We start from the raw sequence: 11,839 nt of genomic DNA, 5'->3' as shown, positions 1-11,839 counted from the left end.
AACCTATCGAGCGATGCAACCGCCCCCGGAACGTCAGGCCTGATCAACCAGACCGCCGCCGATGTGTTCGTCAACGTCGCCAGCGATCTGCACCTCAAGGCGGGCAGCCCGGCCATCGGGGCAGGCACCAAGATTCTCGACTTCGACGCCCTGGGGAACCCTCGCGGCACCCCCGACGACATGGGGGCGCTGAGGACGTACGTGGAACCCAGCGGGTGCCACGGCGGATCCATCTTCGGCTCTCCGCTGATCCATGCCGGCAGCCGGCGACGGGCGGCGTCGATCATCCATCCAGGACCATCCATGAGGAGACGTGCAGCATGATCTACCGACCGGGAGACAGCATCGTCCGTGGCTTTACGACTTCACGCTTCAGCGACGGCGAAAGCGCCGACGCCGACACCACTCCAACCGCTTCCATGGTGCGCAACGGGGCCGTGGACGCTGCGGTCAATCTGGGCGTGGCTAAGACCGCCACGGGCACTTACATCGTCTCGGGCGTGCTGCCGGCGACCTATGACGCCGGCGACGATGTGAAGATCCTCGTCACGGCCGTCATCGCCGGTGTTACCGGGCGCGAGTACATCTATCAGGGGATCATGGATGCCAAGCGCGTCGGCGACCTCAACGACATCGCCGCCGAGGACATCGAGGCGGCAATCGAGCCGCTGGCGACGGCAGAGCAGCTTGGCGAGGCGGTCGCGCCTCTGGCCACTGCGGAGAATCTTGCCGCCGCCGTCGCGCCGCTGGCGCGAACCGACGAACTGCCGCCCGTGCCCACGGTCGAAGAGATCGACGCGCAGCTTACGGCCATGCACGGGGCGGGGGCCTGGACAACCGACGACGCGCCCCTGGGCGATGAGACGGCCGTCGATCACGACTTCGGCGGCGTCGACGCCCTGCGGTACATGCACGCCGGCCAGGGCGTCGGCGGCGGAACCGTCCGGGCCTATCTCACGGGCGATTACGCCGCAGGCACATACACCGTCCGTGGATCGGCGACCACCGCAGCGGACGGGCGATGGCTGGAGCCGATGTATCTGCCGGCCGGCAGCTACACGCTGACCTTCAGCAAGCCCAGAGTCCACGGCACGTCCACTACCACCATCGAGGTGAGCGCATGACTATCGAGGCCGTAGCCCTCAACGATCCCACCGGCGCGTACGTCACGCTCGACGAGGCCGATACCTTCCTGCTGCGCGTGGCCGATATCACCGCCTGGACCGCCGCAGACGACGGGACAAAGGCCCGGGCGCTGCTGCAGGCCAGCGACGAACTGGACACCCTCACGCTGGCCGGTCAGAAGTACGATTCTGACCAGGCCCGGGCGTTCCCGCGAGTCTGCTACGACGAGCCGGCCAGTTGGCCCGATGGCAAGAGCCTGGCCTACGCGTCGGTCTGGGACCTGATCGACGGTGTGGCCGTCGTGCCCGAGGCGGTCAAGCTCGCCGCCGTCCTGCAGGCGATGAGCATCCTGCGGGATCCCCAGCGGGCCCAGCGCCTCCGCGATCGAGCGGACGGCGTGGCCAGCCAGTCGGCCGGGGGCTACGCCGAAAGCTACGACGCGGGCAAGCTGCCCCAACTGGTGTGCCTGGAGGCCCGGGCGCACATGCGGCCGTATCTGCTCAAGGGCGGGAGGATCGTCTGATGGTCACCAACTGCACCGTGACGGCCTGGCTGCGCAGGACCGGTAGCGACGAGCACGGCACGCCGGCCTTCGCCGCCCAGGACGGGCAGTGGAAAGGCCTGGCAGAGCCGGTGACCAAAACCCTCAAGCTGGCCGGGCGCGAGTTGACCGCCTCGATCCGCCTCCACGTCTTTGGGATCCTGCCCTACGAGTTCCTCTATCCCGGCGACCGCTGCAGCGTCGACGGCGTGGCCTACGAAGTCGCGCAGTACTCCTCCATCCCGCGGGGCGTCTTTCGCGGCGTGGCGGTGATGCTCGCGCCAATTTAACCGCAGAGGTCGCGGAGATCGCCGAGGCGGATGATGCATGGGAAACAACTCCGCGTGCTCTGCGTCCTCTGCGGTGAATCTCTCTGAACGGTGAAATTTCCGAACTGACGTTATGAGCTCCTTTGACGCATCCGAATTCCTGCGCGGCCTGGACATGGCCAATGAGCGCGTGCAGCACGGCGCGCGGCGCGGGTTCGTCCTGAGCCTGGCTCATTTGGAGCGAAAGTGCAAAGAGGCCGTGCCCGTCGAGACCGGCACTCTGGCCGGCACGATCGTCGGGGCCGCGTCCACCATCCAGATCACGCCCGATGGCGTCGCGGGCCACGTCGCCGCAGGCGGCGGCGAGGCGGCCGACTACGCCATCCGCCAGCACGAAGAGCCGATGCAGCACAGCCACCCCAGGCCCGGCGTCTACGCCGCCAAGTTCGTCGAAGGTCCGCTCAAGGCCGAGGGGCCCAAGTGCATGGAAGTCGTCGCCGACGAGATCCGGGGGCAACTGGGATGAGCGAACACAGCCCCCCTCAGCTTCTGGTAGACGCGCTGGCGGAATGGCTGGCCGATCGGGCGGGCCTGCACTTCGGCAGCGACATCCGCACCATGCGGTTCGACGAGGGCACGGCCATCGGCAGTTGCATCCTGTCCACCGGGGGCGTGGCGGGGCCCTACTCGCCCACGCGGCCATGGACGTTCCAGATACTCACGCGGGCCGGCGATGCCGCAGCGGCCATGATCCGGGCGGTCAGGCTCTACGACGTGATCTATCCGGCCCCGGAGCGTCTGCCCGTCCGCAACGTCACGCTCTCGCCCACGTGGCTGGCGCTGATGATCGACGCGATACAGCCCCCCGCTGACCTGGGCGTCAGCGAGGGGCGGTTCAATCAGGTTTCCTTCAACGTGCAGATCACCGCTGCACAGATCGGAGAATGAGATGACCTTTACCCCGGATCTGTCCAAAACCAAAGCCCGCACCTGGTGGGTGCTCAAGTGGATCACCAACGCCTGGGTGAACCTGGGCTTCTGCGACGAACCCACGTGCGTTCGCGAACTCAAGCTCGAAGACATCAAGGTGCCCGGCCAGATGGGCGACCAGGTCATGGGCAAGCGCATCATGGGAGTCAAGGCCACGCTGACGCTCAAGCTGCGAGAGATCACGCTGGCCAACCGGGCGCTGAACTACCCGTGGTTTGCCGGCGTCGTCGCCACAAACCCCATTCCGCTGATGCCCGCCGCCGTGGGCGGGGACCTGTATTCCTACGCCGCCAAGTACCGCTTCCACCCGATGGACCTGCCCGATGAGGCCGTGGGCGAAGTGCCTTACGACCGCAGCCAGGACATCCTGCTACTGGCGGCCGTCGTCACGAGCAAGGATGAGGCCCGCTCGGACGGTAAGGAATCGTACATCCCGCTGGAGCTGGAGGCGATGCCCGACCGAACCAAGCTGCCCAACCTGGTCCTGGGCTACATCGGCGAAGAGCCGCAGGCGTAGACCGCACCCAACCCGAGGAGTCGACGAAATGTCCAATGTGATCAACATCAACAATCTCGTTCCGTGGGATCTGGAACTGGTCATCGACGGAACGAAGGTGATGACGTGCGAGCCCTCCGTGGCAAAGCTGCGCGACCTGGCCGAACTGGAGCGCCAGACCCAGGACGCCGCGATCGTCGGCGGCGGCGACGCGAGGATGCTCGATGCCCTGCGGACAGGCCTCAAGGGGTTCATCCCCGAAAGCGGCCACGCCGTAATCGACGCGGCGGGCCGTGCCGACCTTGAGGCGGCGCTTCTGGTCGCGTCTTCGTACTTCGAGGCCTGGCTCAAAAAAAAACGGCAGGCCGCTATCCAGAACGGCCTGCAGGCGGCGGGGGTGCCACAGGAAGAGGCTACGGCTCAAGCGGCGTTGAAGATCGCCTCAATGAACGCGGGGCCGTCCCGTGGGCCTACGCCCTGTCCCTCGCCACGATCTTTCCCGGCTGGGGGCTCGACGCGATAGACGCCCTGCCTGCAGGAACGGCCTGCCTGATCGTGGCGGATTACAACGAGATTCAGTACCGGGCGGCGGAACTGGCTCGATGCCAGAGCGACGCCGGGGCTGCGGCCGTCAAAGCCCCCGGCACTCACAGGGTGACCGGGGGCTTTGAGGTCTTTTCCCCAATGATGCGACAGTTTCCGAATAAACCGTTATGAGCTTCGACGCCGGATCCATCCTGGGACACCTTCGCCTCGACCGCAGCGGATTCACCAGCGGCATTCTAGAGGCGCAGGGCCTGACCTCCATGCTCGGAACGGGCATCAGCACGTTCCTGGCCAACCCTCTTCTGGGGGTGGCCTCTGCGGCGATCTCGGCCGTCAAGTGGGTCAAGGATCTGGTCATCGGCACGGCCGAGTCGGCCGATCAGTTCGGCAAGCTCGCTCAGCAGACCGGCGCCAGCGTCGGCTGGCTCTCGGGCATGGAGTACGCCGCAAAGCTGGCCGGCGTCGAGATGGGGCAACTGACCGGGTCGCTGAGTTTCCTGTCGCGAAGTGTCGCCGACGCCCAGGCCGGCAGCGGAGCGGCCGCTGAGGCCTTTGCCGCCCTGGGCGTCTCGGTTGCGGGCAATCGGGGCATGGAACAGATCTTCGGAGACGTGGCCGAGGCGGTCTCTCGCATGCCCGATCCCATGGCTCGAGCGTCGGCCGTGATGGACATCTTCGGCAGAGGCGCCGGAAGCCTCGTGCCGCTGCTGGCCCAGGGCCGCTCGGGCATCGACGCCACGATCGCCGAGGCCAAGCGGCTGGGGCTGACCTTCGACGAGACATCCGCCGGCGCCGCCGAGCGGTTCAATGATTCGCTCACCCGGATCGGCTCGGCGTTAACTGGATTAGGCCGACAGATCGCAGTGCCGATTTTTGAGGCGCTGGCACCGGCGCTTGAAGGCCTGGCCGGGGTAATAGGGCCTGCTCTCTCGCCGATGCTCAAGGCTCTGGGCGGTCTATTAATGTCTTTGATTCCTCCGCTGGTGAAGATGTATGAGCAGGCTCTTCCGGCCTTCACTGCCATGTGGGCGGCCCTGTCTGAAATCATCGCCGCTCTGACTCCGATCTTCGAGCCTGTATTCGAAATCCTTGGCTCTGTCGGTCAGATCATCTACTCCACGGTTGTTCCGGCCCTGAAAATTCTCACGCCGGTGATCCAGATCGTCGCCAAGGCGGTCGGGGCGATCGCCGAGGCGCTGGCGACGGTCTTCAAGCTCGTCGGTAACGGCATCGGCAAGATCTTCGGATTCGACAATTCGCCCTCGGCCCAGGTCGCCGTCCAGGTCTCGCCCGAGGACTCGGCCCGCCGCGTGGCCGACAAGGTCGCCCCGGCGATCGTCTCCTCGGTTGGCGGTGTGCAGAACCGAATTGAAACCTCCACCCGCCGCCGCATCGAGATGAACAATTACGAAAAATCGTTTGCACTGAGGTAACACATGGCCGCCCCATTCACCGCTGTGTTGAGCAGCTCCATAGGCGTGGCTGATCTTCAACTGCTGTCGTACAGCAAGTCGATCGAGCCTCAGTTTGACCAGGCCGGCCGCCCCTACGCCCGCAAGATCACCTATCGCTGCGACGGGGAGATTGCCTCCGACACCAAGGCCGCCCTGGCGACGGCTTTGACCGCCTTCCAGTCTGCGATGACCGGCGGGCCGGTGGGCTTCACGATCACCGGCAGCGGCACCGGCCGAGAGAGCGTCGCGGCCCTGGACTGCCTCGACGGCCCACGGTTCTCGGGGCGGTACGCCGGATCGGCCGGGCCGACCCATCAGGGCGTTTCGTTCGAGGTAGAGGCCGTCGTCGCCTTCACCAGCGCCGACGAGGATGGACTGCTCTCGGATGAATACAGCGCCCGCAAGAGCGTCAATCACGAGGGGCTGCTGGTCATCACGATGACCGGCAAGGCGTACGTGCGGCCGCTCAAGAGCGCCAGCTCGTACGTGGTGTCACGGGCGATCCCCGAACGGCCGGCCGGGTACCAGCAGACCTACGACTACCAGGTCTCCGAGAGCGACCTGGCCTGCGACTACTCCGTCACGCAGACCCAGCTGCTCAACGATTACCCTGCCGACGCCAACCCTCCGGGCGACCGAGTCGTCGACGGCGAGCGGACCATCACGACCGATTATGACGAGCACAATCGCAAGGTCACCCGCTACCAGTACGCGTACGTGGGCCCTTACGCCCTGACGTACGTCGAGGCCCAGCACGCGGCCATCAGGGCTGCCGGCGGACTCGTGCGGGCGTCGATCGCGACTACCCATCACAAGACTCAGTCCGTCAACGCGGCTTTCGAAGTGATGGCCTGCCGCAACGAAGACGACGAGGCCGGCGTTCTTGAAATGGCCGAGGAGGTCAGCCACACGCGGTCGGGGCCGCTGCTGCAGGAGTACCGGTATCCGGGCGTCTCCCCGCTGATCGCCCAGGCGGCCGACTGCGCCTATCTCTATGAGCAGAGCGGCCGGGCGGTTGGGCTGGGGGTTTTCCTGCAGGAACCCCCGCCGCTGCTGGCGGCGGCCAATTACCTTGAAGCGCCGGCCATCACGGTTCGCCGCGTCGACGACGTTCACACTGAGACCACCTGGCGGTACCGCTGGCTCTTCGCCTCCGAACAGGCCGTAACGCTGCCCTCGCAGCGCAGCGACGTTCCCGGCGTGTACGTGGAGACCTGATCATCATGGACATGCCCAAAGTCGCCTTGAAGTTCGAGCAGTTCGAAACTCGCCATGCCTTTGGGGCCGTCGACGAGATCGAACTGACTCCGGGCATGATGCCCAACGTGTTTGCCATCCGGATGAAGACGACAGAGTTTGGCAAGTTCTACGGCACCTTCGATCGCGACGTGGACGTGGAGATTTTCCTCAGCGACCCGGACACTCCGGATGTTACGCTGGTCGGCTGGCACGTCGATTACGTCGAGGACTCCCTGTACGGCCGCCTGCCCGGCGAGGCGGCCTACCAGGTCCTCGAAAAGACCCTCTACATCGCCGACCGGCGATGGGAGTTCACCGACGGCCGGGGCGGAAACGCGTTTATCGGCCTGGTCAACCGGGTCACCGCCAGCGGCAAATCGGTAGAGAACATCGTTAACGGCCTGGCAGCCGGCGGCCTGGACGTCTATGGCGTTCTTGAACTGCTGATCGGATCAGTCGCCAATGGGGGCGGTCTGATGCAGTTCACGTCAGACCAGCCCGCTTACAAGATCGACTCCATCGACGAGGACAGCTATACCGCCCTGGCGGCGATGCCCAAGCCGCGAGATCTAAAGCTTGACGGAGCGCACGTGCCTTCGGCGGTCAACGAGGTGCTCGATGCGGCCGGGGCGGTCTGGTCTGTCAAAACAGATGGCACCTATCAGATTCACGCCATAGGGGTAGGAGCGGAACCTGTCATCGACGCGGCGCTTGCCCTGCCCGCAGACGCGATCAACCCGAGATCGACCAAGGCCCGTGCCGTGGTCATCACCAGTGCGCCCCGCCGCAGGATCCTCCAGGAAACCATCTTCGGCGTCGATGGCAATGACCTGGAGTACGTCGGGGTAGACTCAGACGGCAAGATCAAGCCTCTCGACCAGCTCAGTTACATCACGGCCACGGGCAAAACCGCCAAGGCCGTCTTTCAGGGATTGCTGGTTGATATCACTGACGCGGCCAAGCGTGCCCTGGCGTTGTCGAGCCTCTATAGAATGATCCGCCTATCCGGCGTCGAGGCCGACCGTCGAGTGCCGATCCTCAGCCGGGCCGTGGACTCTTTTGCCGACAGCGAGGGGGCTGCAGAGCGGCCGGCCCCTGTGCGGGTCTGGGCCAAACGCGCAGTGCAGCGGCCCACGGGGATGATGGGGCAGAACCTTTGGTTCAACTGCGACGACTGGGTAGAAATCACCGGGTTCAACGTGGACTGGGCCAATGGGGTCATCTCGTTTTACGATCCCATCGGCCGCGTCGCCGACGAGGGCTTCGCGTGGCTGGAACCGGGCTTCGAGCCTCTGGCGGCCAATCAGTTCAAGATGACCTTCGCCCATGAGAAGGCCCAGTCTGGCGCGACGTTCGAGAACTACTTTGCCAAGGCCTACCGTCTGAATCAGGCCGGAGTGGTCGAGGTCTATGATCTGGCCACGGCCCTGAGCCCGGCGGCAAAGGATATAAAGGTCATCTCGATGCCCGAGCTCGTCGAGATGAGAACCAAGGTCGCCGGCGAGGATGAAGTGTCTCTCAACGGCACGGAGGTCGAGGCCGCCGCGCTGGCCGTGGCCACGCGCGTCCTGTCGCCAAACGGTGAGGTGAAGAAGTGCATCTTCAAAGGCTTTCACGACGTTTCGCCCAACGGAAACATCAGCGGCGTCAAGTGGTCGATGCGGGAATGCACCACGGAATACGAGCTGCGGAACTGGTACGTGTCGAAGAGCCGATACATGGACAAGGCCGCCATGCTCAAGTCTGCCCGTGCGGCGCAGCAGGCCCTATCCGGGGCCAACAACGCCCCCGCCGGCGCCTCGATGGGGACGCGCGATTATGCCCCGGCCGCCTCGGTCATGGGGGCAGGCAACGCGGCCGCATCGGGCGGCGCTCAAGGCGGTGTCGCCTTCGGAAAGATCAAGGTGGACTGGTCGTATGAAACCTCTGACCGAGTCATCGTCCAGCCCTGCGACAGCCAGGGCAATCTGATCCCAGACGCGGCCGAAGTGACCGCGATATTGTACCAGCCACTTGGATACGACCACGACGCCGCTTCCGGATTTGTCGCCGGCGAAGTGGTGACCTTCATCTACGTAGCAAACGAGTGGGGCGTGGTCACCGCGATCGACCCGCTGCCTTCGGTGCCAGACCGAGGCGTGAATTACACCTTCGGATGGGACGGGGCAGACAAGCGCTATGCGTGGTCGCCTCTGGCTTCCCCGGTCGCTCCGGTCGGGTTTGACCTGAGCCTGGAACACGACGAGGAGATCGAGAACTCCGCTGCCGATGGCAGCCATGAGATTTCGGCTCTGGACTGGCGGGCGAGGGAACTGTGGGTTGGATGGTGCGTCGGGGCGACGCCTCCATGGGAAGGGCCGACGCCGGCGATGGTCCCGCACAAGACGAGCAATCTTGGAGGGCCGGGTTGGGGCGTCATCGCAACGACCACGTTCACCCTTGGTCCAGGCACGGCGTCGGTCTATCTGGAATACGAACTCGACAGCGGAAAACTGCGCCTCCGATGGGCTGGGGTAAACACCCTGCCGGTATCGGCCTTCGCCTCCGTGCGAATCGGGGCGTGGAAGGCCATGGCCGCCGCCACGCACAAGAGCTCATAGCGGTTTTTCCGAATGATCATTGTCACCCTGTACCTTAACCCAAAGGAGCAACTGATGAGAACCTTACTGACCTTCCTGATTGCCGCTTTTGTCCTGGCGGGCTTGGTTACCTCCGGGGGCTGCGCCTCGCCGGCGTCGATGCAGTGGGCCGCTCGCGGCCTTGAAGGCGTCGAGAACGCCAAGGGCAACGACGCCGCCATGGCCAACCTGGCCAAGAAGATTCTCGATGAGCGGCTCAAGAGCGATCTGGCCCGAGTGAATCAGGACATTCTCGACGCCCAGTCCGGAACGCTCAAGAAAGAGGACGGCACGGCCGTCGTGATCGATCGGGATTGGATCAGGGCCCATGGACTGTCCGTCAATGCCCTGATCGACCAGCACGCCGCCGACGTGAAGAAGATCGACGCCGGGCTTGCCATCGCCCAGAAGAACCTCGACGAAGGGCCTAAGCAGAGCATCGAAAAACTGGTCGCCCTGCGATGGTCCCTGGGCCAACAGGGCACTACGGAGGCACAGCTAGCGAAGCTGACCGACATTGTCAGCGGGCTTCTGGCTAAGCAATCCGCCTCGCCCGGCAAGTAGCGCAGCAAACAGCCAACCCATACTCAAACGTGAAGGAGTTCCCGTGAACGCATCGGAAGTACAAGCGAAGATCGAACAGTCTGTCGAGGCCAAGTGGGCCGACTTCACGGCCGCCCATCCCAAGGCAGCCCAGATCCTGCAGGAACGCCTGGGCAACCCCGTGGAGCTCGTCTGCAAGGCCGTCGAGAAGGACGAGCAGTACATGGCCCTGCAGTCCGACACGGCCGCAGAGCTCGACATGGGCCGCATCGGCACGATCATCGGCAACGTGGTCGGCGTCGTGTTCGACAAGGTCATCGCCGCCGCCCTGTAGGCGAGGCGGTCAAGGGCAAGCGTAACTCTTATCAGGAGAACAGACCGTGGATATTTTCGGATTGCAGATCGATGCCGGCGTGGTCGCGATCATCAGCGTGATCGTGATCGCCCTGACCGGCAACATCAAGAGCCTCGTCAAGTGGGTCGCGGACCATCCGGCCATCCAGCCGCTGATCGCCGTGGGCGTCGGGCTGGTCGTCGGCGTTGTATGGGGCCTGTGCATCCACGCCGCGCTGCTGTGGATGATCATGAACGGCCTTGCAGGCGGGCTGGCCAGCCAGGGCCTGTATAAGGTCGGGGACAACATCCTGGTGTCCCTGGGGCGGCTCAAAACCACCGTGGAGGCTCAAGCCACGCCGGCTGAGACTCCTGCACAAAATGAACCCCCACTGACAGGGGGCGGCTCATAGCCTGCCGCCCCGGCCGCTGCCGATTACGTGCAGCGGGTAATGGCCCGGATGCCCCTGGGACTGGCCATGGATGGCCGGTCCCAGGGGCGAACTGTCTAAAGGTGCCAGGGCGGCGAGCGGAGAAGCGAGTTTACCGCCCGCCCCGATGTTGGACCATCGGCAAGGCCCTGGCCTGTACGGCTGAAGAATCGTATCGACCGAAGAAGCGAGAGAATGCAGTAACGGCTGTGAATAGCTTTTTGCGATGGGTTGGAGGAAAGAGCGGGCTTTGTGATCGGATTGTGTCACTCATCCCCGATCACACGTGCTATGTGGAGACGTGCTGCGGCGGGGCCTGGGTGTTCTTCAGGAAGGACCGGGAGTCCAGCCGATCCGAAGTGCTCAATGACATCGACGGAGACTTGGTCAATCTATACCAGGTGCTTCAGAGGCAAGGCCGCAAGCTGCTGCGGGAAGTGGATTGCCTGCCGTACTCAAGAGCGGTGTTTCTGAGGCTGTTTGACTCCGAGCCTCGCAGCCCAATGGCTCGGGCGGTTAGGTACCTCTACGTCAACCGCGTGTCCTTTGGCGGCAAGATGGTCGACCGCAGCTTCGGAGTGAAGGTAACGGGCAGGGTAAACGTTTTGCAGAACTGGCTGCGGGACGATCCCGACGTGCTGGTTGACCGCCTGCGGGGCGTAATACTTGAATCGATGGACTTGGTTGATCTTGTGGACCGCTACGACAGGCCCCAGACGTTCTTCTTTGTGGATCCACCTTACTACGGCCTGTCGCAGCCCTATGCCGGTCAGTTCAAAGACATCGATCATGCCAGGGTTGCCGCCCGGCTCAAGAACCTTAAAGGCAAGGTCCTGATCAGTTACAATGACTGCCCCGAGGTCCGGGCCTTGTACCGTGGCTTGACGTTGCGGGAAGTGACAACCAGGTATAGCATCGAGCGAAACGAAACCAGCCAAGCGAAGGAACTGTTTATCACCAACTTTTGACGAATTCTGAACGCCGTTCGCGCCAGCCGAACGAAAAAAGGAACACCCGAAAGCGCGCTTCTGACGATTTGAAAGAGCGCGCCGCTACAGGTTGGATGATTGGAAGGGCGAAACCTCTTACCATAAGTCCTATCGGTCCTATAGGTCCCACATCGGCCTTTAGCCCAACTTCCGCAGTTGGCGACGTAAGTGCTTTATTATCAAGGGCAGCGCCCTGAAAGTCTTCACTACATCGCTACGAAGCAGTCAGCGGCGGGGGCATGATCTTCATCCTCGACGGCAGGTT

15 protein-coding genes are annotated in these 11,839 nt (G+C 64.0%); all 15 read left to right on the top strand.

The annotated features are described in order from the left end of the window. On the top strand, nucleotides 1–324 hold a 324-nt coding region (locus ABFD92_00075), incomplete at its 5' end, for a choice-of-anchor Q domain-containing protein (GenBank protein MEN6502907.1). Then, nucleotides 321–1,124, top strand: a complete 804-nt coding sequence (locus tag ABFD92_00070; protein MEN6502906.1) for a hypothetical protein — start codon at nucleotides 321–323, stop codon at nucleotides 1,122–1,124. The genes ABFD92_00075 and ABFD92_00070, both read left to right, overlap by 4 nt. Continuing rightward, a complete protein-coding gene (locus ABFD92_00065) occupies nucleotides 1,121–1,648 on the top strand; it encodes a DnaT-like ssDNA-binding protein (GenBank protein ID MEN6502905.1) in 528 nt (175 codons plus the stop codon). Before ABFD92_00070 ends, ABFD92_00065 begins: the two co-directional genes overlap by 4 nt. Continuing rightward, on the top strand, nucleotides 1,648–1,956 hold the full coding sequence (locus ABFD92_00060; GenBank protein ID MEN6502904.1) for a hypothetical protein: 309 nt from the start codon (nucleotides 1,648–1,650) through the stop codon (nucleotides 1,954–1,956). The genes ABFD92_00065 and ABFD92_00060 overlap by 1 nt, the downstream gene beginning before the upstream one ends. A gap of 112 nt (nucleotides 1,957–2,068) precedes the next feature. Next, on the top strand, nucleotides 2,069–2,461 hold the full coding sequence (locus ABFD92_00055; GenBank protein ID MEN6502903.1) for a hypothetical protein: 393 nt from the start codon (nucleotides 2,069–2,071) through the stop codon (nucleotides 2,459–2,461). After that, entirely contained in the window at nucleotides 2,458–2,883 is a 426-nt protein-coding gene (locus ABFD92_00050; protein ID MEN6502902.1) for a hypothetical protein, read from the top strand. Before ABFD92_00055 ends, ABFD92_00050 begins: the two co-directional genes overlap by 4 nt. Before the next feature lies 1 nt (nucleotide 2,884). Beyond that, nucleotides 2,885–3,442, top strand: coding sequence for a hypothetical protein (locus ABFD92_00045; protein MEN6502901.1), 558 nt, complete (start codon nucleotides 2,885–2,887; stop codon nucleotides 3,440–3,442). 28 nt (nucleotides 3,443–3,470) lie between these two features. After that, entirely contained in the window at nucleotides 3,471–3,944 is a 474-nt protein-coding gene (locus ABFD92_00040; GenBank protein MEN6502900.1) for a hypothetical protein, read from the top strand. Nucleotides 3,945–4,134: 190 nt separating this feature from the next. Continuing rightward, nucleotides 4,135–5,400, top strand: coding sequence for a hypothetical protein (locus ABFD92_00035; protein MEN6502899.1), 1,266 nt, complete (start codon nucleotides 4,135–4,137; stop codon nucleotides 5,398–5,400). A gap of 3 nt (nucleotides 5,401–5,403) precedes the next feature. Continuing rightward, nucleotides 5,404–6,639, top strand: coding sequence for a hypothetical protein (locus ABFD92_00030; GenBank protein ID MEN6502898.1), 1,236 nt, complete (start codon nucleotides 5,404–5,406; stop codon nucleotides 6,637–6,639). Between the two features lie 5 nt (nucleotides 6,640–6,644). Next, nucleotides 6,645–9,260: a hypothetical protein gene (locus ABFD92_00025; GenBank protein ID MEN6502897.1), complete on the top strand. Its 2,616-nt coding sequence runs from the start codon at nucleotides 6,645–6,647 to the stop codon at nucleotides 9,258–9,260. Nucleotides 9,261–9,314: 54 nt separating this feature from the next. Further along, nucleotides 9,315–9,842 (top strand): hypothetical protein, encoded by a 528-nt coding sequence (locus ABFD92_00020; protein ID MEN6502896.1) that lies wholly within the window; start codon nucleotides 9,315–9,317, stop codon nucleotides 9,840–9,842. A 43-nt stretch (nucleotides 9,843–9,885) separates the two neighbouring features. After that, nucleotides 9,886–10,155 carry a hypothetical protein gene (locus tag ABFD92_00015; protein MEN6502895.1) on the top strand — a complete coding sequence of 90 codons (270 nt, stop codon included), beginning with the start codon at nucleotides 9,886–9,888 and terminating at the stop codon, nucleotides 10,153–10,155. A gap of 46 nt (nucleotides 10,156–10,201) precedes the next feature. Next, nucleotides 10,202–10,567 carry a hypothetical protein gene (locus ABFD92_00010; GenBank protein MEN6502894.1) on the top strand — a complete coding sequence of 122 codons (366 nt, stop codon included), beginning with the start codon at nucleotides 10,202–10,204 and terminating at the stop codon, nucleotides 10,565–10,567. Between the two features lie 101 nt (nucleotides 10,568–10,668). Beyond that, nucleotides 10,669–11,553, top strand: coding sequence for a DNA adenine methylase (locus ABFD92_00005; GenBank protein ID MEN6502893.1), 885 nt, complete (start codon nucleotides 10,669–10,671; stop codon nucleotides 11,551–11,553). The last annotated feature ends 286 nt before the right edge of the window (nucleotides 11,554–11,839 follow it).

Source organism: Planctomycetaceae bacterium (assembly GCA_039680605.1).
GTDB lineage: Bacteria > Planctomycetota > Phycisphaerae > SM23-33 > SM23-33 > JAJFUU01.
This window is presented reverse-complemented; position numbering and strand designations above follow the sequence as displayed.